The following is a 23263-nucleotide window of genomic DNA, read 5'->3' as shown; positions in this document are numbered from 1 at the left end:
ACGTAGTTTTTTTTGCCTTATAAAAGGGTATGTTAGAATACAGGTGAATATGTGTAAGACGAGTGGTTGGACTTCGGCTACTGTTTCTCATATAATCTACAAATACTTGAGCTTGTGAAGGAGAGGGGGTGCCTTGAATAAAGGACTCCAAGGTGACGACAAAAGAAAATAATATTGTATTGTTTCCGAAGACACTGGACTATTATCAAATCCAACTTACTGTGATGCTTGAAAACGAACGTTACGGAGAGGCGATGGCGATGCTGCGTTTTTTAATGCAGTGTCAGGGACAGGAGCAGAAGCAATACGATGAATGGAACGCTCTATTACAATGGCTGGAAGCTGCATTTCCACAGTACGCTGACAGCGGGGCGGTAACGGACGCTGTGGAAGAAGAGGTCAGTGAAGTAGAGTTAGCTCGCCGTCATGCACGCTTTAAGCAGGAGCAGGATGCGGGCTACGGCAACAAGCTGTTGCGGATGGCTATGGATGAACCCTTATCCGAACAGACGATTTTAGCGTTGGAGCAGTTGTCCTATTTGGAACTGCCAGAAATCGACGATGCCTTGCTTCGCTGGATTACGGACCGGGAAATCCATCCTTTACTTCAATTCCGTGTTCTACAGACAATGCGACGACGCGGAATGGAAGGGACGATAGAAATCAGACGGGGTGATGAACAAGCGGAAATCGACATTGAAACGGTTCCGTTACAGCCTGGTGATTTTCCAGAGTCGATTATGCGTATTTTGGAACGGGTGGCTGATCAGACTGAGGTGCACGAGCCTACACTATTCTATTTTGCACAGGAGTTGTGGTCACAGTTTGTGATGGCAGTATACGGTACGAATGATTATAGATCCATGTTGGTGGAAGAGGACGGAATGCCGGATATTTGGGCTGCAGCACTCCATCAGACCGTTTCGGAAAGTTTGAACGGTAATAATAATGAGGAAGAAACCCGTGCTATATATGGTATTACAGATGCGTTGCGCTTCCGTTTTGAGCAGGCGTATCGGTCGATGCGACTATTCGTAGCGGCGGGAATGCACACTCCTTAGTGACCGGAAACGTTTACCTGTGAAGCATTCAAAGGGCTGCTCTTGAAAAAGACAGTAATGTTAGATATACTATAGTGGTTATTTTGTGTGCGTTGATTGTAATGAAAACTAAGTGAAGATTTTGTTGGAGGGGAAAGCATAAAATGAAAGCAACTTGGGAGAAAATAGAGAAGAACCTTGGGGTTCTTGAAGTTGAGGTTGACGCGGATCGTGTAGCCGCTGCACTCGACAAAGCTTTTAATAAAGTGGCAAAACAAGTAAGTGTACCAGGATTCCGTAAAGGTAAAGTACCACGTCCTATCTTTGAAAAACGCTATGGTATTGAAAGTCTGTACCAAGATGCAATTGACATCCTGTTGCCAGAAGCTTACAGCCAAGCTGTAGAGCAAACGGACATCTTCCCGGTTGACAGCCCTGACGTTGAAATTGATCAATTTGCTAAAGGCGAATCTTTCAAGTTCAAAGCAAAGGTTACTGTTAAACCTGAAGTGACTTTGGGCGATTACAAAGGCGTAGAAGTGCCTGTAAGCAAACTCGAAGTAAGCGACGAAGAACTGGCTCAAGAACTGGAGCGCCTGCAACAACGTCATGCTGAACTGGTTGTCGTTGATGAAGATGCTGCTCAATCCGGTGATACAGCTATTATTGACTTCGACGGTTCCGTGGACGGTGTACCATTCGAAGGCGGACAAGCTGAGAAGTATTCTTTGGAACTGGGATCTAACACATTCATCCCTGGTTTTGAAGAGCAAGTGGTTGGTTTGCACACTGGCGATTCCAAGGACGTTGAAGTAACGTTCCCTGAGAACTACCATTCTGCTGACCTCGCTGGCAAACAAGCGGTATTCAAAGTGAAAGTTCACGAACTGAAACGCAAAGTTCTTCCTGAGCTGGACGATGAATTTGCTAAAGATGTAAGCGAATTTGACACACTGGCTGAATTCAAGGAAGACTTGAAAAAGCAATTGTTGGATCGTAAGGAAAACGAAGCTAAAGCAGCTCGCGAGGGTGCTGTAGTAGAGAAGGTTGCTGAGAATGCAACAATCGACATTCCTGAAGCAATGGTGAAGAGCGAAGTGCAAAACATGGTTCGCGATTTCGACAACCGTTTGCGTAGCCAAGGTATGAACCTTGAAATGTTCCTTGGATTCTCTGGTCAAAGCAAGGAAGACCTGGAAGAGCAAATGAAAGCTGATGCTGAGAAGCGCGTACGTAACAACCTCGTGCTGGAGCAAGTGGCTAAAGCAGAAAACATCGAAGTTTCCGAAGCGGAAATTGATGAAGAACTGAAAAACATGGCTGAAGCTTACAAACGTTCAGTTGAAGAAATCCGTAGCATTCTGGAAGGTAACGGCTCGTTCGCTAACCTGAAAGAAGAAATTTCACTGCGCAAAACCATTGCTTTGTTGGTGGAAAACAGCAAAGAAGTAGAAGCGCCAGTTGAAGCTGCTGAGTAATTCAGACGATAAAATATACGGAGTATGCTGTAACAAGCTGAAACGTAGTAATTAGATAGGGATAAGGCACGTAGTGAAAGTTACGTGCCTTATTTTTACCTTTGATAACCCAAATTTTAGTCGTTTATGGAAAGTGCTGTGAGTCGCGTTTTCTTGTTTTACATAAGTCACTACCGTATATTTGCACATACATACGAAACATGGTTAAATATGAGAAGGTCTCGGCAGAGTGTACTGTAAATAGCCCGCACTGCATATATGAGCGCATGCAAATATGACACGAGACTCTGAACATGTTAAAATATTTTGTAAGGTGTTCACGTTTCATGCTTGCTGCTTCCGTTTTAATGGGACATAAGGAAGCGGATGAATACAGGTGTTCATTTTAATAAAGAAAAGAGGTTGGTCGTGATGAGTCTCGTCCCTATGGTTGTGGAACAAACGAATCGAGGAGAACGATCTTACGATATTTACTCGCGGTTGCTTAAGGATCGTATTATTTTCCTAAGTGGCCCGATTGATGACGATGTCGCCAATCTCGTCATTGCACAGCTATTGTTCCTTTCTGCGGAAGATCCAGAGAAGGATATTAATTTGTACATTAACTCGCCAGGCGGTTCTGTAACTGCGGGCATGGGTATATATGATACAATGCAATTCATTAAGCCGGACGTATCGACGATCTGTGTAGGCATGGCTGCAAGTATGGGTTCGTTGCTGCTAACAGCGGGTGCGCCAGGTAAGAGATACGCGCTTACCAATAGTGAAGTCATGATTCATCAGCCACTTGGTGGCATTCAGGGGCAAGCCTCCGATATGCTGATTCATGCGGACTGGATTATCAAAACACGTGCTAAGCTGAATCAAATCTATGTAGAGCGTACGGGTCAGCCCCTCGAAAAAATCGAACGTGATACTGACCGGGATTTCTTCATGGAAGCGGAAGAGGCAAAAGCATACGGTATCATTGACCAGGTGCTGTCTAAACCGATTAATCTGTAAAGGGGTGGCTCTATGTTTAAATTTAATGATGAAAAAGGACAATTGAAATGTTCTTTCTGCGGTAAATCTCAGGATCAGGTTCGCAAGCTTGTTGCCGGACCGGGCGTATATATATGTGACGAATGCATTGAGTTGTGTACGGAGATTGTAGAAGAGGAATTGGGTCATGAAGAAGAAGTAGATCTGAAAGACATTCCGAAACCAATGCAAATCCGTGACATTCTGGACCAATATGTTATTGGTCAGGATCAAGCGAAAAAATCGTTGTCTGTAGCGGTATATAATCACTATAAACGAATTAATACTCAAAACAAAATTGATGATGTGGAACTGCAAAAAAGTAACATCTTGATGCTTGGACCTACAGGTTCGGGTAAAACGTTGCTTGCGCAAACCATGGCTAAAATTTTGAACGTTCCTTTTGCTATCGCAGATGCCACTTCCCTTACGGAAGCAGGTTATGTGGGTGAAGACGTTGAAAATATTTTGCTGAAACTGATTCAAGCTGCCGATTATGATGTAGAAAAAGCCGAACGCGGCATTATCTACATTGACGAAATTGATAAAGTAGCCCGCAAATCCGAAAACCCGTCCATTACGCGTGACGTTTCGGGTGAAGGTGTACAGCAGGCGTTGCTTAAAATTTTGGAAGGCACGGTTGCTTCTGTACCACCTCAAGGCGGTCGCAAGCATCCACATCAAGAGTTTATTCAAATTGACACCACGAATATCCTGTTCATTTGCGGTGGTGCCTTTGATGGTCTGGAGCAAATGATCAAACGTCGTATCGGTAAAAAGGTTATCGGCTTCAACGCTACCAGCGAACAAAAAGACCTGAAACCAGGCGAATATACTTCAATGGTATTGCCTGAGGATCTTTTGAAATTCGGTCTGATACCGGAATTTGTAGGACGCTTGCCAGTAATTTCTACGCTGGAGCCGCTTGATGAGAACACATTGGTTCGTATTCTGTCCGAACCGAAAAATGCGTTAACCAAGCAATACCAGAAGCTGCTTGAGCTGGATAATGTGCAACTGGAGTTTAAGCAAGATGCTCTGGAAGCCATTGCTCGTGAAGCGATCAAGCGTAACACGGGTGCCCGTGGCCTTCGTGCGATCATCGAAGGTATTATGCTGGACGTAATGTATGAGGTTCCTTCCCGTGAGGATGTGACTACTTGCGTCATCAATGAGCAGGTTGTAAAAGACAAAATCGCACCGGAACTCGGTGGTACAGATAAGGATAAAAAACAAGAAGAGAGCGCCTAAGGATTGATACTTCGCGATCTCTAAAACATGAGAAGCCGGATCTCCACTTCACTAAACCTGTATGAGGTTTTAAGGGGTGGAGGTTTGGCGTTAATGGGAGAGAAAAGTACATGTTCTTAAGACAAGACACACGTCCCGTTAAAGTCGGGAATCTGACGATTGGCGGCAGCAATGAAGTCATCATCCAAAGCATGTGTACAACTAAAACAGCAGATGTGGAAGCAACTGTAGCCGAGATTCTTCGCTTGGAAGAAGCCGGATGTCAACTGGTGCGGGTTACCGTCAACAATGAGGAAGCTGCCGCAGCCATTAAGGAAATTAAAAAACGGATTCATATTCCGCTAGTTGCAGATATTCACTTTAATCACAAGCTGGCTCTACTGGCAATTGAAAATGGGATTGATAAAGTTCGCATTAATCCAGGTAACATAGGACGACGTGAAAAAGTAGAAGCTGTCGTGAAGGCATGTAAGGAAAAAGGGATTCCGATTCGAATTGGTGTGAATGCCGGGTCATTGGAACAGCATTTACTTGATAAGTATGGCTACCCTACGCCAGAAGCGATGGTAGAAAGTGCGCTGTATCATATCGGGATACTGGAAGAACTTGATTTCCATGACATTATCGTGTCACTGAAGGCGTCTGATGTTCCTATGGCGATTGCTGCTTATACGAAGGCCGCTGAAATTATTAAGTATCCGCTCCATCTGGGTATTACCGAAGCGGGTACACTCTTTACGGGTACAGTTAAAAGCGCGGCAGGTATGGGCGCTTTGCTAGCATCAGGCATCGGCTCCACTATGCGTATTTCACTTAGTGCTGATCCGGTGGAAGAAGTGAAGGTAGCCCGTGAGTTGCTCAAGACGTTTGGATTAATCACAAACGCAGCTACATTGATTTCTTGTCCGACTTGCGGACGTCTGGATATTGATCTGTTCTCTATTGCCAACGAGGTAGAAGACTACATTGCAAAACTCAAGGTACCGATTAAAGTATCCGTACTGGGTTGTGCAGTAAATGGCCCGGGTGAAGCGAAGGAAGCTGATATTGGAATTGCCGGAGCGCGCGGTGAAGGCCTTTTGTTCCGTTATGGAAAAATGATTCGCAAAGTACCTGAGGCTGATATGGTGGACGAATTGAAAAAAGAAATTGATATCATCGTCAAAGCATATGAGGAAACAGGGAAAATACCTGGACGTGAAGAACGTCATACCGCCGAGAAGGTGTAGGCAAAAAGCAGTTATTATAAAGAGGCATAGTCATAATCTATTGTCATCATTTAAACGCCGTGGAGAGCAGCTCTGCTACAGAACTGTTCTTCGCGGTGTTTTTGTATTTCTCTCTGATCTTTTGAAAGACCGCCGTTTAGCTATCGCGGAAAAGGAAATACTGTTTTTCATAGAGCGGCATTTTTAAAATTGCTGAGATGAGAAACGGAGGAAATACGATGGACTTGACTATGATTTTGTTATTGGTGCAAATGTTTTTCGGGATTGTTATTGGTCTGTATTTCTGGAACCTCCTGCGGAGCCAGAAAACGAACCGTAGTGCGGTAGATCGGGAATCCCGCAAGGAATTGGATAAGCTACGCAAATTGCGTTCTATTTCACTTACCAAGCCGTTGGCTGAACGCACACGTCCTGCCACATTACAGGATATCGTGGGTCAGAAGGATGGACTGCGCGCGCTCAAGGCTGCGTTATGTAGTGCGAATCCGCAGCATGTCATTATTTATGGCCCGCCGGGTGTAGGGAAGACAGCTGCTGCACGCGTTGTGCTGGAAGAGGCTAAGAAGAATCTGTCCTCTCCGTTCAAGGGAGATGCCAAATTCACGGAGATTGATGCTACGACGGCCCGCTTTGATGAGCGCGGTATTGCGGACCCGCTGATAGGTTCAGTGCATGATCCAATCTATCAAGGGGCAGGAGCGATGGGGGTAGCGGGTATCCCACAACCTAAACCCGGAGCTGTGACGAAGGCGCATGGGGGGATGCTGTTCATTGATGAGATTGGTGAGCTGCATCCAACGCAGATGAATAAACTCTTGAAAGTACTGGAGGATCGCAAGGTATTTTTGGAGAGTGCGTATTACAACTCGGAAGATTCGAATACTCCTGCTTATATCCACGATATTTTCCAAAACGGTTTGCCAGCCGATTTTCGTTTGGTGGGTGCGACGACCCGTTCGCCGCATGAACTGCCACCTGCGATTCGCTCCCGGTGCATGGAGATTTATTTCCGTGCCTTGCAGCCACAGGAGATTGCTCGTATTGCAGAGGATGCCGTCCACAAGCTAGGCTTTGGCCCTTGTCCTGAGGCGGTAGAAGTTGTACAGCGTTACGCAACGAACGGTCGGGAGGCGGTCAATATGATCCAGCTGGCTGCTGGTTTGGCACTTACCGAGAAAAGGGAATGTCTCAATGCTTCCGACGTCGAATGGGTAGCGGGCAGTAGTCAAATTCAACCGCGTCCTGACCGAAAAATACCAGGCTTGCCGCAAATCGGATTCGTTAACGGATTAGCTGTATATGGCCCGAACATGGGGATGCTGCTTGAAATTGAAGTTACAGCAGTTCCGGTTCCTGAGGGAAAGGGCAGCTATAATATTACGGGGGTTGTGGATGAGGAAGAAATCGGAGGCGGGTCCCGTACACTGCGCCGTAAGAGCATGGCTAAAGGTTCTGTAGAAAATGTTCTAACTGTTTTGCGTACGCTCGGATTGTCTCCGTCGAATTACGATTTGCATATCAATTTCCCTGGGGGTACGCCGGTAGATGGCCCGTCCGCAGGAATTGCGATGGCAACAGCCATTGCTTCCGCGATGCGGGGAATTCCGGTGGATCATGAAATTGCAATGACTGGCGAAATTAGCATCCATGGTCGTGTCAAACCGATTGGTGGTGTATTAGCCAAGGTTGAAGCCGCTTTTCAGGCAGGAGCCAAAAAAGTGATCATTCCGCAGGACAACTGGCAAGCTCTTTTTGACAGCATTGAGGGTTTAAAAGTGATTCCCGTACAGTCGGTTACCGAAGTGTTCCGACATGTGTTCGGGGAAGAGATAACGTCGGATTCGCCTGTACATGCGCCAATTGAGACTTTTCGCCCATCCCAATCTTCCTTGTTACAGGCTGATGGAACGCATAACGGGACGATATCAGATACAGGATCTTGCTGATGAACCACCCTTTCATTGGTTTTTTCATAAAACATTTGATAAAATATGAAAGATAACAACTTGAGGATTGTAAAATCCGGAACCTGAGAATCACTGGAGGTGCGAAAGCGATGGGACCCACCAAGACAAAAGGTCGTCGTTTTCCTTTGCTGCCTTTAAGAGGGCTTCTGGTCTACCCGAGTATGGTTCTGCATCTCGATGTGGGCCGGGAAAAATCGGTCAAGGCTTTGGAAAAAGCGATGGTTGAAGACAATTTGATTCTCCTGTGTTCTCAATCAGAAGTAAATATTGAAGAACCTACACAAGAGGACATCTTTCGAGTCGGCACGGTAGCCAAGGTACGCCAGATGCTCAAACTTCCTAATGGAACCATTCGAGTATTGGTGGAAGGGCTGGAACGGGCCGAGATTATTCAATATACGGACAATGAAGAATATTACGAGGTAATGGCGAAGGAGCTGCACGAGGCAGAAAACGTACAGCCTGAGACGGATGCGCTAATGCGCACTGTATTAACTCAGTTCGAGCATTATATCAACTTGTCCAAAAAGGTAACACCGGAGACTCTCGCTGCGGTATCGGATATTGAGGAGCCGGGACGGCTAGCAGACGTAATCACAAGTCATTTGACGCTCAAAATTAAGGAAAAGCAGGATATACTGGAGACGATCGACGTTACTCAGCGTCTGGAGAAGCTTCTGGATATTTTGAACAATGAGCGTGAAGTACTGGAGCTGGAACGTAAAATCAACCAGCGTGTGAAGAAGCAGATGGAAAAGACGCAGAAGGAGTATTATCTGCGTGAACAAATGAAGGCAATTCAGAAGGAACTTGGCGAGAAGGAAGGTCGCGCGGGAGAAGTTGAAGAACTGCGCAACCAGCTAAGTGAACTAGAGTTGCCTGTTCCGGTGAAGGAGAAGGTCGAAAAGGAAATCGATCGTCTGGAAAAAATGCCGGCAAGCTCTGCCGAGGGTGGCGTCATCCGTAATTATGTGGATTGGTTGTTAAGCTTGCCATGGAACAAGTTTACCGATGATGATCTGGATATCGTCAAAGCTGAAGAGGTACTTAATAACGACCACTACGGATTGGATAAACCCAAGGAGCGTGTATTGGAGTATTTGGCTGTACGCAAGCTGGTGAAGACCATTAAGGGACCGATTCTGTGTCTCGTGGGTCCGCCAGGGGTCGGCAAGACCTCGTTGGCCCGTTCGATTGCCAAATCCATGGGTCGGGAATTTGTCCGCATCTCTCTCGGAGGTGTGCGGGATGAAGCGGAAATCCGTGGTCACCGTCGGACTTATGTTGGTGCGATGCCAGGGCGGATCATTCAGGGGATGAAGACCGCAGGAACGTCTAATCCAGTATTTTTGCTGGATGAGATTGATAAAATGGCTTCCGATTTTCGAGGAGATCCATCGGCGGCATTGCTCGAAGTGCTTGATCCTGAACAAAACAATACGTTCAGTGACCATTTTGTTGAGCTGCCGTTTGACCTGTCCAATGTGATGTTTGTAACGACAGCCAATGCTGCACACAACATCCCGCGTCCGCTAATGGACCGCATGGAGACGCTCTATATTCCTGGCTACACCGAACTGGAGAAGCTGGAAATCGCCAATCGGTACCTATTGCCCAAGCAGAAGAGAGAGCATGGCTTGGACGAGGAACAACTGGTTATCGGGGAGGATACGCTACTGCGTGTCATTCGCGAATATACGCGTGAATCTGGTGTGCGGAATCTTGAGCAGCAAATGGCTTCTCTGTGCCGCAAGGCGGCGAAGTCCGTTGTATCTGGTGGCGAAGGACCAATTCAAATCACACCGGATAATCTGAAGGATTATCTGGGTATCGCTAAATTCCGTTACGGTGTTGCAGAACTGGAGGATCAGATCGGTACGGTTACAGGCTTGGCATGGACAGAGGTCGGTGGTGAAACACTGATGATTGAAGTGACGGTCGTACCTGGTAGTGGTAAACTGATTCTTACGGGTAAACTGGGAGACGTTATGAAGGAATCTGCACAGGCGGCATTCAGCTACACCCGTTCCAAAGCAGTTGATCTGGGCATTGAACTAGACTTTTATGAGAAAAATGATATCCACATTCATATTCCTGAGGGTGCGATTCCGAAGGATGGTCCATCTGCGGGAATTACTATTGCTACCGCGTTAATTTCAGCTTTGACCAACCGTCATGTATCCAAGGATGTGGCTATGACGGGCGAAATTACTCTGCGCGGCCGTGTATTGCCGATTGGTGGTTTAAAAGAGAAGTCGCTGGCTGCCCACCGGGCAGGCTACAAAAAAATTCTGCTTCCCAAAGATAATGAACGGGATTTAAAGGATATTCCCGACAGTATCCGGCAGGATGTTGAATTTGTCCCCGTTGCCCATATGGATCAGGTGCTAAAGCATGCTTTGGTTGAGCAGGCAAGGGTACATTAGAGAGGAATTAAGGACACAATGAAAGTAACAAAAGCAGAATTTATAATAAGTGCGGTTGGTCCCGATCAGTTTCCTGTGGACGCTTTGCCAGAGATTGCTCTGGCGGGGCGCTCCAATGTAGGAAAGTCTTCATTGATTAATCGGTTGATTAACCGTAAAAATTTGGCGCGTACCAGTTCTACGCCAGGTAAAACCCAGCAACTCAATTATTACCGGATTAATGATGATCTCTATTTTGTCGATTTTCCCGGTTACGGTTACGCCAAGGTATCCAAAACGTCCCGCAAGGCTTGGGGGCAGATGATTGAGTCTTATTTGCTGGAGCGTGAGCCACTCAAACTGGTGCTTCAAATGGTAGATTTGCGCCATCCGCCGTCCAAGGACGATATCATGATGTATGATTGGCTACGTCATAACGGGCTTCCCGTATGTGTTGTAGGCACGAAGGCAGATAAAATCCCTAAAACGCGGCGAGAAAAGCATTACAAGGTAATCAAGCAGGAACTCGGAATACTTCCCGGGGGATTGTTTATCCCCTTTTCATCCGAAGAAGGTATGGGCAAGGAAGAGCTGTGGTCTGTCATCTCCAGCTATATAGAGAATGACGAAGAAGAGCAGACGGAATTGTAAGGCTAGGGACGTCCTTGAGGACGTCCTTTTTTCATGGTTCGGGCTTCAAAAAAATAAACTTACTAAATAGGTGGGAATAATATATAATAACAAAAAGAACTCGTGGATTTTAAGCCGAAAAGTGAGTATATGGGGGATAATGCAGTCTCAACCCCATCATTTTGCGTTTATTTCCGATGTATGGCGGGAATTTATGATTTGATGTGCAAGAAAAGCACTTTAGGTCTGATGTATAATAAATTTAAAGCTTAAACTTATAGGTTCAGGAAAGAATTGAGGAGATGGGTATGGCTCAGCGGTTAGCCACAGAGTATGTTAAAACCACTTTGACCTTGTCGGAAACCCAAATGGACGAATTTTTGCGGGCAGTGGATGATCCCCAGGTGCATTACTATATTAAAGTTCTAGATAACGGAAGACAGGAAATCGTTCTGGAGCATAGTGCGGGTGAGGAAGTTCATTTGTTTTTTGAAGCCAAAGAGGGAGCGTTTGTGTGTGAATTGACTTGTCGCTTAATTCATCCGCAACTAACCCTGTTTATACGCAAACTTTTTGTTCGTTTTAAGGGCGAAGGCATCGTTTACCGAATGTATCAAGGATTCACTATGGTGTATTTTTATAATGAAGGTACGGTTCGTAAAATTATGGAGAAGAATGCCGGAGGCTCCAGGCTGGTATTCGAATATAAAAATACGGTGCAGGAATTGCAACAGCTTTTTCAGCATCAGAACGTCGAAAATGAAATATCTGACGTATATCATCTCATTAATTCGTTGCTTGACCAGCGGAATTTGGCGCGTACTTTCTCGGAGTTGGAACAGATTGACCACAAGCTTCGAATGAGTTGCTCAAAATTATTTGCACTGGAAGCTTAATAAGGCATGAATATATGGAATGAATCGTTATGCCGTGTAGTCCCTTTCTTTACCGAAATAGGCTTTTTTATTCCGAAAAAATGATTGCATTTGCTGCACATAGATGTTATTTTTAATCTCGTTGAAAATGAAATATAGGAACCAGGATTCACTCAGGACATTGAATGTTGCGAGAGGTTATTCCCTCGGGAAGTGAATGACGTAGGTCCTAGCGGATGAAATTTTTCCAAACATTTTATTCCTAGGAAGGGGGAACCGAAAGATGGAATTGGAGTACTCAACTTTCGGAAGACACGTTGCCGTAGATACTTGGGGTGTTGAGTTTGAATTACTGAATGATGCGCAGTTTTTGGAGGCTCAATTAGTTGAAGCAGCTGAAGCTTGCGGAGCAACGGTGATGTCCGTTCAATCCAAGCAGTTCGAACCACAGGGAGCTACCGTGCTTGTACTGTTGTCGGAGAGTCATCTCTCTATTCATACGTATCCTGAGAGAGGGTTTGCTGCTATTGATTGTTATACTTGCGGTGAGACTGTCGATCCGCAGCTGGCTATTGATTACCTGGTATCCGTTCTAAAACCGAAAAAAACATATGCGAAAAAGCTGATTCGCGGCTTGGGAGAACTTCAGGTGGAATCACCAGAGTGCAAGCTGGCTGAGTTAGTGTAAATCGTTTTTTATGGAGCCATTTGTGCGTCCTATATTATAGCCATGGAACATTTCCATGGTTATTTGTTTTAAAAGTGGTCTACACTAAATCAAATCATACAGAACGTGCTGGTTTCATGAAAGCTATTCAATTTTCATAAACAATTCATAAAACAGCCGGAGGAGATTCGGACTTCTGTGATATAATTAACATAGTTTATGATAACAGTGGTTATTCTTATTACAGTTTAGGCAGGTGAATTTGCAATGCACATCGTCGTTGTTGGGTTGAATTATCGTACGGCGCCTGTGGAAGTCAGAGAGCGTTTTACATTTGCAGAACAAGATTTGCCAAAAGCGCTGGAGCAACTCAAACTTACCAAAAGTGTGTTGGAGGGCGTAGTTGTCGCAACCTGCAATCGGACTGAAATATATGTTGTAGTGGACCGCCTTCACATGTGCGGCTATTTTATACGCAGTTTTATGGAGCAATGGTTTGGCATTCCGCGTGATCAATTTACACAACATTTATATATATATGAGGACGAGCAGGCGATTCGGCATTTGTTCCGTGTGACTTGTGGTCTTGATTCTATGGTAATCGGAGAAACACAAATTTTGGGACAGGTAAAGAACGCTTTTCTTCAGGCTCAATCCCAGAAAATTACGGCAACGTGGTTTAATATGTTGTTTAAGCAGGCCGTCACATTGGGCAAGCGTGCCCATTCAGAGACATCTATTGGAGAAAGTGCCGTATCTGTCAGCTATGCAGCAGTTGAGCTAGGCAAACGGATTTTCGGGATGTTTACCGATAAAAAGGTACTGATTCTCGGTGCTGGTAAAATGAGTGAACTTACGGTTAAGCATTTGTACAGCGGCGGAGCAGCCGAGGTTATTGTAGCCAACCGAACCTTGTCCCGTGCGGAAGACCTTGCCTCCAAGTTCCATGGAACGCCGGTTACGATGGAGGAAGGCATGAATCGGTTGGCGGACGTGGATATTGTTATTAGCTCGACAGGTGCCCAGGGGTATATTCTGGATCGGACTCGGGTTGAAGCAAGTATGAAACGTCGACAGTCCCGTCCTTTGTTTATGATTGATATTGCGGTTCCGCGTGATCTCGACCCGGCTATTGGTGAATTACAGAATGTTTTCCTGTACGATATTGATGATCTGGAAGGGATCGTGGAGAGCAATTTGGAAATGCGCCGTACCGAAGCTACAAAAATCGAGCATATGATCGAAGATGAGCTTAGCGAGTTTTATCAATGGTTGAAAACGATGGGAGTGCGTCCGGTGATTCGTGCATTACAGGAAAAAGCGGAGTCTGTACATCAGGATACGTTGGAAAGCTTGTTCAATAAGCTTCCCGAGCTGGATGAACGGCAACGCAAAGTGATTAGCCGTTTGACGAAGAGCATGCTGAACCAGATGATGCATGATCCGATCAATCGGGTAAAGGAACTGGCTGTCCAAAAACAGGGGAATGAGGCCCTGGACATGTTTAGCCACATTTTTGCTCTGGAGGATCGTTTGGATGACGCCGCTCAGAAAGTAGATAAAAGCGATGCATCTGCGTTAATAAAACCGGAAGCCGGTGTTCATGAAAAAACCGTTCAGGCTCAGGCTTTGCCAGCGTCGTTTGCGCCGGCCAGCCTGTAAAAGTGGGTGAACAGACGTGGCTTCAGGCATGCTTATATATGATTCAATGATTTATGTTTTTGCCCTGAGCCTTCTGTTTGTATTCTCGGATGGGATTCGTCGCAATGCGAATGCTAAACGGACAGGTACAGGGCTTCTTGTTGTCGTTCTGGTGCTCCAGCTTGCTTATATGGGGATAAGAACCTGGAATGAAGGGCACCTTCCTATTTTCGTGACCTACGATTTTCTATTTCTGTTTTCAGTTATTTTAGTGCTGATTTCTTTGATTTTGACACGTTATCAGCGTTCCGAATTTGCGGTATTGCTGCTTAATATTATTAGTTTTGCAGTGCTGGTGCTCAACAATATATGGATGGAGCCTCTCGACAATCCACTTGGAAATTGGCATACCGTGCATGGGCTGCTCCTGATTCATATTGCGCTGGCTAATCTTGGTTTTGTAGCGATGACGGTAGCAGCTGTATTTTCGGGGTTATATCTGTTTTTGCATCGTAAATTGAAAGTAAAGAAATGGAATGACACGATCAGACGCCTGCCGAGTCTGGAAATGATGGATCGGTATACGCATATGGCGCTGTTGATTGGTACTCCTTTGCTGGGAGTCTCTATTGTAGTTGCCGTTATTTCTATTATTGCTGAGGAACGCTGGCTTCTCTTGCTAGATACCAAGGTGCTGATGACAGCGATTGCCCTGTGTGTGTATATTATATTTTTAGTGAGCAAAAGATTGAATCAGCGTTCAGGGCTTGTGATGGCAAAGTGGGCATTGGTGGGCTACACGCTATTGATTCTTAATTTTTTGCTGAATTCCTGGTCTGTATTTCATCAGTGGACGGGAGAGTGAAAAGCCATTTGCAGCATTTTGTCCCGATTTCGTTGAATTGTAACAATAAGATCTGTTGTATTGTAGGCGGCGGCAGGATTGCGGAACGAAAGGTTAAGGGGATGATGAAAAGTGGGGCGTCCATTACCCTCATTAGCCCGAATATAACGCCGGATTTACAGGTCCTGGCCGATCACAAGCAGCTCCACTGGGTAAATCGCGTATATCGCGAGGGTGACCTCCAGGGAGCCTTTCTTGTATATGCCGCTACGAACCAGAGAGAAGTGAATAATAAGGTTGCGCATGAGGCCAGACAAAGGGGTATACTGGTAAATGTGGCGGATCGCTCGGAAGAGGGAGATTTTATAACGCCGGGCATCATCCGACGAGGGAGACTGACGATTAGTATCTCTACAGAAGGGGCAGGCCCCGCTGTGACCGCTGATATTACATCAGCCTTGGATACGTTGTTTGGTAGCGAATACGAGCCATATCTGGATTTCATGCACGATATGCGACAGATCATCAAACGTAAGATAAGTTCCCCACAGCAAAGGACTAAACTACTGAGGCGCTTGGCGAGTAGCGGAATTTTGGATCATATACGCCGTCATGAATTTATGGCTTGGACCGAACAACAAATAGACCTGTGGATTGCGCAAAATCAGGAGGAATAACATGCGAACAATTGTGGTAGGCAGCAGACAGAGTGCGCTGGCGTTAACTCAGACCGGGCATGTCATTGAAGATTTGAACGCGCTATGCGCGGAGCATGGAATGGATTTGCAATTTGTCGTAAAGAAAATCCTGACCAAGGGTGATCGAATATTGGATGTAACCTTGTCCAAAGTGGGTGGCAAAGGGCTTTTTGTCAAAGAGATTGAACAGGCCATGCTGGCTGGTGAGATTGATATGGCAGTACATAGTATGAAGGATATGCCTTCCGAATTGCCGGAAGGGCTTGTCAACGGCGCTGTACCGCGTCGTGAGGATCCACGTGATTGCCTGATCACATTGGGCGCCGAGAGCCTGGAGGAATTGCCTCAAGGGGCAAAGGTGGGCACGAGTAGCCTGCGCAGAGCCAGTCAAATCAAGTCCATGCGACCTGATCTACAATTGGAGCCTGTGCGTGGGAATATTGATTCCCGTCTGAAAAAGCTGGAGACGGAAGGTTTTGACGCTATCATTTTGGCGGCAGCAGGTTTGCATCGGATGGGCTGGAAAGATCGAATTACATCCTATATACCGGAAGAAGACTGTTTGCCGGCGGTTGGGCAGGGAGCGCTGGGTATTGAATGTCGCGCGAGTGATGAAGAGCTATTGGCCTTGCTGCGCCTTTACAACGACCGGGATACCTCGGCTACCGTTGCGGCAGAACGAACCTTTTTGGGCGTGTTAAATGGGGGGTGCCAAGTGCCGATCGGGGCTCATGCCGTCTGGGCTGGTCAAGAAATCAGCCTTACGGGCATGGTAGGCTCGCCAGATGGCGAGGTTATTTTGAAGGAAACGCTCCAGGGAAATGATCCGCAAAAGCTGGGAGAAGCGGTGGCGGCCAGTTTGATAGCCAAAGGAGCAGAACAGATTCTGGCGCAGGTGAGGGGATGATAGCATGGCAGGAAAAGTATATTTGGTAGGTGCAGGACCCGGAGACGCAAGATTAATTACGGTCAAGGGTTGGGAATGCATTCAATTGGGCGATGTCATTGTGTACGACAGACTGGCAAGCCCGCGCCTCTTGGGATTGATGAAGCCAGGGGCCCAAAAAATATATGTTGGAAAGTTGCCAGATCGTCACACTATGAAGCAAGAGGAAATTAATCAGCTGTTGGTGGATTTGGCCTTGGAAGGAAAAACAGTTGTTCGTCTTAAAGGGGGAGACCCTACTATATTTGGACGAGTCGGCGAGGAAGCCGGGCTACTGCGTAAACATGGTATTTCCTATGAAATTATACCCGGCATCACATCAGCAATCAGTGTGCCCGCCTATGCGGGGATTCCAGTCACACACCGGGATATGGCCTCATCGCTATCTATCATTACAGGTCATGAAAGTCCGGATAAACTCGACAAAAGTATTCATTGGGATAAAGTGACGAACGCAACGGGCACACTGATCTTTATGATGGGTGTAGCAAAGATTGGCTATATCAGTGAACAGCTGATAAAACACGGCAAGCCATCAAATACTCCTGTTGCCTTGATCCGCTGGGGAACCCGTGCCGAGCAGGATACGCTGGTGGGTACGCTTGCGGATATTGAAGCTAAGGTGAAGGCTGCGAATTTTCAGCCTCCCGCCGTCATCGTTGTTGGAGAAGTGGTCAATCAACGTGAACAGTTAAAATGGGCTGAGGACATGCCTTTGTTTGGCAAGCGAATTTTGGTTACTCGCGCGCGTGCGCAGGCCAGCAGTCTGGTCCATCGGATAGAAGAGCTTGGTGGCGAGCCTTATGAATTTCCAGTTATTCAGACGGTCGCCCCTTCGGACGAGCCAACCAAACAGGAAATTAAAGAGGCATTTGCGCGACTGCCAGAATATGATTGGGTGTTTTTTACCAGCGTTAATGGAGTGGAATACTTTTTCACGCACTTAAAGGAACAGGGCAAGGACGTACGTATGCTGTTCAAAGCGCGTATTGCCGCAGTCGGACCGGCTACAGCAGCCGCGCTTCGGACACACGGAATTGTGGCAGAACAGATCGAGGGCCCATTTCAGGCAGAGGGCTTGCTCGAAGGATTTGAGCAGGATTTGCAGGCAGGGCAGAACGTATTTCTCCCAAGAGGTGATCTAGCTCGGCCGTGGCTGCCAGAAAAGCTGAGGGAGATGGGACTTCATGTGACCGAGGCTGATTTGTATCAAACGGTGCTAGCAGCCAACACACAGGATGATGAACTTCTCAAGCTGCTTGAGGAGCGTGCCATTCATGCGATTACGTTTACCAGTTCCTCAACTGTAACCTTTTTCTTAGAAGCCCTCAGACAAATGGGGATCCATAATCCGGTGTCGCTGCTGGAGGGAGTTACGATTGCTGTGATAGGTCCTTTGACCGGTGAGACAGCTACCCAAGCCGGCTTGACTGTAAGTTTTATGTCAGAGAAGGCGACCATTGAAAGTCTGATCCAATCGTTGTGTGAGTGGAAACGTTCAAGTACTGTTATGACATTATAATTTTTTTGTTTTTACTAATGAATGTATAAAAAATGGAGGTTTGTAATCATGAGTATTCCTTTTACCAGACATCGCCGTTTGCGCCAGTCGGCTGCAATCCGCAGTATGGTGCGTGAGACCGTATTGAATCCCGCTGATTTTATCCAACCGATCTACGTAACATTTGGCACTGGGGTGAAACAGGAAATTAGCTCTATGCCAGGTGTATACCGTTTTTCTCTGGATCGGCTGGAGGAAGAACTGAAAGAGATTAGTGAGCTCGGCATTCCCGCTGTGCTCCTATTTGGCATCCCAGAAACCAAAGACAGCGTAGGGACTTCGGCTTTTGTGGACGATGGTATTGTTCAGGAAGCTACTCGTCTGATCAAGTCGCGTTATCCCGAACTGCTGGTTGTGGCTGACACTTGTTTGTGTGAGTTTACGGACCATGGACACTGCGGTATGGTGCACATGCATGAGCATGATGGTGAGGTATGCGGTGAGGTATTGAATGATGAATCTCTGGAGGTGCTGGTACGTACAGCTGTATCTCAGGCCAGAGCTGGTGCAGATATTATCGCGCCATCTAATATGATGGACGGTTTTGTACAGGCGATTCGGCAGGGGTTGGATCTAGAAGGCTTTTCACATATTCCAATTATGTCGTATTCCGTCAAATATGCGTCTGCTTTTTACGGTCCTTTCCGGGAGGCTGCAGATTCTGCGCCGCAGTTTGGTGACCGCAAATCCTATCAGATGGATCCTGCTAATGCACGTGAAGCATTGCGAGAAGCAGAATCTGATGTGCTGGAGGGGGCAGATATGCTGATGGTGAAGCCTTCCCTTTCTTATCTTGACGTAATGCGCACGATTAAGGATCAATTTGATCTGCCTATGGTGGCTTACAACGTTAGTGGTGAATATGCCATGGTCAAGGCAGCGGCTCTTCAAGGCTGGATTGATGAAAAAGCAATGGTGCTAGAGATTTTGACAAGTATGAAGCGTGCGGGTGCAGATATGATTATTACCTATTCGGCCAAGGATGCGGCAAGATGGTTGAAGCAATAAGTCTATTTTCAGAAGATAGGAGTGGTCAGAATGATCGACGAACAACGAACAGTGCGCAAGGATACGAACTCCAAAGTAGCCTTTGATGAGGCAAAACAATACATTCCGGGTGGCGTAAACAGCCCGGTACGGGCTTTTAAATCTGTTGGGATTACACCTGTGTATATCGACCATGGCGAAGGATCGCGCGTATATGATATTGATGGTCAATCCTATTTAGACTATGTATGTTCATGGGGACCGCTTATTATGGGCCATGCACATCCCGAAGTGGTTAAAGCTTTACAGGCTGCTGTTGTAAAAGGAACCAGCTTCGGCGCACCAACGTTGGCAGAAACCGAAATGGCCAAGCTCGTATGTGAGCGTGTTCCTTCTATGGACATTGTACGTATGGTTAACTCCGGTACTGAGGCGACTATGAGTGCGATTCGACTCGCACGCGGATTTACGAGCCGTAGTAAAATTCTTAAATTTGAGGGATCATATCACGGTCATGCGGACAGCTTGCTGATTAAAGCAGGCTCTGGTGTTGCCACATTAGGCTTGCCCGATAGTCCCGGTGTGCCTGAAGTTGTGGCCACCCATACCATCACTGTCCCTTATAATGATCTAGCTTCGGTGAAGCTAGCTTTTGAGAAATTTGGCGAAGAGATTGCCGCAATTATTGTCGAGCCAGTAGCAGGCAATATGGGAGTTGTACCGCCACAGCCTGGATTTTTGGAAGGTTTGCGTGAGGTAACCCAGCAGTACGGAAGTCTGCTGATTTTTGATGAAGTGATGACTGGATTCCGGGTTGGACTTCATTCGGCTCAAGGTCGCTTTGGTGTGACACCGGATCTTACCTGTTTGGGTAAAGTGATTGGTGGTGGACTCCCTGTAGGTGCTTACGGCGGACGTCGTGATATTCTGGAGCGGATTGCTCCATCGGGGCCCATTTATCAAGCGGGTACGCTTAGCGGAAATCCGCTGGCTATGGCAGCAGGTTATTCGACACTTAAATTGCTGACGCCAGAAGTATACGATCGCTTGGAAGAGCGGGCAGCACGACTTCAAGCCGGATTCGAACGTAATGCGAACGAGCTAGGTATCCCTGTCACGATCAATCGCGTGGGTTCCATGGTTTGTCCATTTTTTACAGAAGAAAAGGTTGTCAATTTTGATACAGCTAAAACGAGTAATCAGGACCACTTCCGTCGTTACTTTACTGAAATGGTGAATGAGGGAGTCAGTGTAGCACCATCTCAATTTGAGGGTATGTTTGTATCGGGCATGCATACGGTAGAGGATATTGATGCCACCATTGAGGCGAACTATCGCGCGCTCAAACGTCTATGAGCTGGCAAGGTGGCTGGAAAAGAAGAGGACCGTGGCTGGAAGTCACGCCAGGACGGGAAATCACAGACGGGGAAAAAAACAGCGCTGATGCTGTAGATCAGTGGTTGCTGAATCGTTTGGAATTACCGGAAAAGCTGTGGCGCAGACTGCGCCATGATAAAGAGATTGAACTTACAGGGGACCGGCTGCGGCTGGCCCTTTTTCCTGTAATGAACCTTGGCATCACCCCTCGCTGGTATGATTTGAAGGTACTGTATGAAGATGATTTTTGCCTGGTAGTACATAAAGCAGCAGGTATGGCAGTACATCCGGACGGTGGTGTGCAGGATGGTCCGCTGACGTTGGATCATGCTGTCGCATCCTACTATGAGATGAATGGCATTCATGCGGTGGTACGGCATGTACATCGTCTGGATGTGGATACGACGGGCCCAGTGCTATATGCCAAAAATGAGTTTGCGTTGCTCAAGCTGGACGAGCAAATGAGAGCTAAGGATATCGACCGCCGGTATGTAGCTTTGGTACGAGGGAAAGTACCTCCATCGCTGCGAACGTTGGATTGGCCGATTGGCAAGGACAGGCATCATAAGCAGCGCCGTCGTGTATCTCCGACTGGGCAGAAGGCGGTTACCCATATTGAACTCGGGGAAGTATGGGGAAGCGGTTCAAGTGCAGTGAGTCTCGTATATCTGACGCTGGAGACAGGACGGACGCACCAGATTCGCGTACATCTTAGTCATGCTGGCTACCCGTTGCTTGGGGATGTATTATACGGGGGGCGTGCTACTGATTTTGGCAGGCAGGCGCTACACGGAGAGTGTCTTACCTTCTGTCATCCGCTGAGTGGCGAAACGATTACTGTTGAGGATGCTTGGCCGGATGATTTTCAAAAGCTGCACAAACAGCTATAAAAGATGGCATGCCTTCTATTTTGGCGCATATACTTGAACCTAGAAACGGTTTGCAATATGGAGTTTCCGTGCGCCTGACCAGAAGTCAGAGGATGTGCGGAGACTGCCCAAAGGAGGATGCCATCCTTGAACAAACAACAGAATGATCAGCCGCAAGGCTTGCGTTTTGATATTTATGAACGCATTCATTTGACGGAGGAAGCTGCCGGGATTGCTGAGTTGGAGGAAATCGAGCTTCTGCCACGCATTCAGGTTGTAACCCACGGCGACCATGCCGCTTTGCGAGGGCATTTGCTGCTGGAGGGCGTGTACCGCACACCTGAACAGTTCACGAGCGAGCTTCATCATTTGATCCCTGTGGAAATTACCATTCCGCTAAACCGCGTAGGGAGATTGGAAGATATCTCTGTCGAGATTGAAAATTTTGATGTAGACCTGCTTTCTTTACGTAGTCTAAACATTACAGGCGTTCTTTCTTTGCATGGTGTGGAAAGCTCGCACGCGGAAGAGACGGCGGTCTGGTTGGATGAGGAATTTACCGTAGTGCATGCACCTGAGCATCCGGTTCAATCCCTTTCCGCCGATGAAGAGTATCGTCAGGCAGAGGCCTATTCTACCAATGATTCTACCAATGATTCGACCTCTGATTACGTTACAGATCCTGAAACCTCCTACAGTGTGCCAGTACAACAGGAGTCCGTTTCCTGGGAACAGCTGTCTGAGGACCAAGGGGAACAGCAAGCTTATGAGCCAGCAGTAGATCCTAACCGATTCTATGAGCCTTGGACGGGCAAAGCAGTTGAAGATAACTCTCCCGAGGTCAAACATGAGCATGGGTCTCCGGAAGTGTGGGGATTTCAGCAAAAGGAAGCATGGGCAGGGGGAAATGAGTCCAAAGTATCTTCCGCATCTCCTAATGTAAATTATGACCCTTTGCTGTCTGAACCGCATCCTGCTACGGAGTCCGAGGTCTATCTGGAGCCACAGTTGGAAGCGAGTCAAGTAGATAGCTTCGACTTCAGGCCTGAAGCGTCAGAACAGGTGAATCACGAGGCCCATGACACTTTTACTGAGGATAAGCCAGAGATGCGTGTGGCGCTTAACAGTAAAAAGGATGAAGAGGCAGACGAGCCAGACCCGGTTGTCTACTCATCATTGCTCCAATCCAGCCGTTCGGTGAAAGAAGCGGAATACCAGCAGCAATTGGAGCAGGAGCCGCAGGATCAGAAAGCCGAAGAAGAGCGGGAGAATGCCAAGTGGAAGAACCTTTTTTTTCATACACAAGATGAAACACCTTTTCGTAAGGTGCGGTTATGCATAGTACAGCGCGAGGATACACTGGAAACCATAGCTGACCGTTATCAGCTCAGCACGCGTGAGCTTCAACTGTATAACAGATTGGCGGAGCATCATGTGGAAGAAGGACAGGTATTGTACATCCCTTGATCCGGTTGCTGAAAAATGCACAGCGGGTGTTGACTATAGTCAATGGGAAATGTATGATGTGGTATAGTTATTGAAAGACTGAGATCGGGAAGAGTAGGCAGCAAGCCCTTCAGAGAGTGGAATTGCAGCGCTGTGAGGTTCCGCAGGAAGCTACTGGCCGAAGTCACCCGGGAGTCGCCTGTTTGAACGGTTCCTCATTTAATTCCTACGGAAGATAAGAGGTTCACGGTAGAATAAGGCCGGTCCGCAACCGTTATCTGCATAAAGTGTCACACCATGTGTAATGGATCAGTGGATACATACACTAGGGG

Annotated in this window: 19 protein-coding genes; all 19 read left to right on the top strand. The window is 46.9% G+C overall.

The genetic code is table 11. The annotated features are described in order from the left end of the window. Positions 1 to 152 precede the first annotated feature (152 nt). The 19 genes from MLD56_RS19680 to MLD56_RS19590 all read left to right on the top strand — a co-directional run bounded on the left by MLD56_RS19680 (position 153) and on the right by MLD56_RS19590 (position 22952). Entirely contained in the window at positions 153 to 1061 is a 909-nt protein-coding gene (locus tag MLD56_RS19680; protein ID WP_185156363.1) for a hypothetical protein, read from the top strand. Between the two features lie 143 nt (positions 1062 to 1204). Beyond that, positions 1205 to 2518, top strand: coding sequence for a trigger factor (tig, locus tag MLD56_RS19675; RefSeq protein ID WP_028541569.1), 1314 nt, complete (start codon positions 1205 to 1207; stop codon positions 2516 to 2518). Between the two features lie 411 nt (positions 2519 to 2929). Continuing rightward, on the top strand, positions 2930 to 3520 hold the full coding sequence (gene clpP / locus MLD56_RS19670) for an ATP-dependent Clp endopeptidase proteolytic subunit ClpP (RefSeq protein WP_016324659.1): 591 nt from the start codon (positions 2930 to 2932) through the stop codon (positions 3518 to 3520). Positions 3521 to 3532: 12 nt separating this feature from the next. Continuing rightward, positions 3533 to 4789, top strand: a complete 1257-nt coding sequence (clpX, locus tag MLD56_RS19665; RefSeq protein WP_013311623.1) for an ATP-dependent protease ATP-binding subunit ClpX — start codon at positions 3533 to 3535, stop codon at positions 4787 to 4789. Positions 4790 to 4899: 110 nt separating this feature from the next. Next, on the top strand, positions 4900 to 6018 hold the full coding sequence (gene ispG / locus MLD56_RS19660) for a flavodoxin-dependent (E)-4-hydroxy-3-methylbut-2-enyl-diphosphate synthase (RefSeq protein WP_025718670.1): 1119 nt from the start codon (positions 4900 to 4902) through the stop codon (positions 6016 to 6018). A gap of 218 nt (positions 6019 to 6236) precedes the next feature. Beyond that, positions 6237 to 7964 (top strand): ATP-dependent protease LonB, encoded by a 1728-nt coding sequence (gene lonB / locus MLD56_RS19655; protein WP_029518404.1) that lies wholly within the window; start codon positions 6237 to 6239, stop codon positions 7962 to 7964. Between the two features lie 110 nt (positions 7965 to 8074). Beyond that, a complete protein-coding gene (gene lon, locus MLD56_RS19650) occupies positions 8075 to 10411 on the top strand; it encodes an endopeptidase La (protein WP_023989969.1) in 2337 nt (778 codons plus the stop codon). An 18-nt stretch (positions 10412 to 10429) separates the two neighbouring features. Further along, positions 10430 to 11041, top strand: a complete 612-nt coding sequence (gene yihA / locus MLD56_RS19645) for a ribosome biogenesis GTP-binding protein YihA/YsxC (protein ID WP_029518405.1) — start codon at positions 10430 to 10432, stop codon at positions 11039 to 11041. A gap of 287 nt (positions 11042 to 11328) precedes the next feature. After that, positions 11329 to 11916: a hypothetical protein gene (locus MLD56_RS19640; RefSeq protein ID WP_029518406.1), complete on the top strand. Its 588-nt coding sequence runs from the start codon at positions 11329 to 11331 to the stop codon at positions 11914 to 11916. Between the two features lie 268 nt (positions 11917 to 12184). Next, complete coding sequence (speD, locus tag MLD56_RS19635) at positions 12185 to 12583, top strand: adenosylmethionine decarboxylase (RefSeq protein WP_025365654.1); 399 nt, start codon at positions 12185 to 12187, stop codon at positions 12581 to 12583. A 246-nt stretch (positions 12584 to 12829) separates the two neighbouring features. Next, the gene (gene hemA / locus MLD56_RS19630) at positions 12830 to 14224 is read left to right on the top strand and encodes a glutamyl-tRNA reductase (RefSeq protein WP_029518407.1); all 1395 of its coding nucleotides are present in this window, start codon (positions 12830 to 12832) and stop codon (positions 14222 to 14224) included. 16 nt (positions 14225 to 14240) lie between these two features. Then, positions 14241 to 15068 carry a cytochrome c biogenesis protein CcsA gene (gene ccsA / locus MLD56_RS19625; RefSeq protein WP_029518408.1) on the top strand — a complete coding sequence of 276 codons (828 nt, stop codon included), beginning with the start codon at positions 14241 to 14243 and terminating at the stop codon, positions 15066 to 15068. Positions 15069 to 15076: 8 nt separating this feature from the next. Next, positions 15077 to 15724 carry a precorrin-2 dehydrogenase/sirohydrochlorin ferrochelatase family protein gene (locus MLD56_RS19620; RefSeq protein WP_029518409.1) on the top strand — a complete coding sequence of 216 codons (648 nt, stop codon included), beginning with the start codon at positions 15077 to 15079 and terminating at the stop codon, positions 15722 to 15724. 1 nt (position 15725) lies between these two features. Then, positions 15726 to 16652, top strand: a complete 927-nt coding sequence (gene hemC / locus MLD56_RS19615) for a hydroxymethylbilane synthase (protein ID WP_029518410.1) — start codon at positions 15726 to 15728, stop codon at positions 16650 to 16652. Positions 16653 to 16656: 4 nt separating this feature from the next. Then, a complete protein-coding gene (cobA, locus tag MLD56_RS19610; RefSeq protein ID WP_029518411.1) occupies positions 16657 to 18213 on the top strand; it encodes a uroporphyrinogen-III C-methyltransferase in 1557 nt (518 codons plus the stop codon). A gap of 48 nt (positions 18214 to 18261) precedes the next feature. Next, entirely contained in the window at positions 18262 to 19260 is a 999-nt protein-coding gene (hemB, locus tag MLD56_RS19605; protein ID WP_029518412.1) for a porphobilinogen synthase, read from the top strand. Positions 19261 to 19290: 30 nt separating this feature from the next. After that, positions 19291 to 20595 (top strand): glutamate-1-semialdehyde 2,1-aminomutase, encoded by a 1305-nt coding sequence (gene hemL, locus MLD56_RS19600; RefSeq protein ID WP_029518413.1) that lies wholly within the window; start codon positions 19291 to 19293, stop codon positions 20593 to 20595. Then, positions 20592 to 21506 (top strand): RluA family pseudouridine synthase, encoded by a 915-nt coding sequence (locus tag MLD56_RS19595; RefSeq protein WP_029518414.1) that lies wholly within the window; start codon positions 20592 to 20594, stop codon positions 21504 to 21506. Before hemL ends, MLD56_RS19595 begins: the two co-directional genes overlap by 4 nt. A 126-nt stretch (positions 21507 to 21632) precedes the next feature. Then, positions 21633 to 22952 carry a LysM peptidoglycan-binding domain-containing protein gene (locus MLD56_RS19590; protein WP_029518415.1) on the top strand — a complete coding sequence of 440 codons (1320 nt, stop codon included), beginning with the start codon at positions 21633 to 21635 and terminating at the stop codon, positions 22950 to 22952. Positions 22953 to 23263: the final 311 nt, after the last annotated feature.

The organism is Paenibacillus peoriae (assembly GCF_022531965.1).
In the GTDB taxonomy this organism is placed as follows: domain Bacteria; phylum Bacillota; class Bacilli; order Paenibacillales; family Paenibacillaceae; genus Paenibacillus; species Paenibacillus polymyxa_D.
This window is presented reverse-complemented; position numbering and strand designations above follow the sequence as displayed.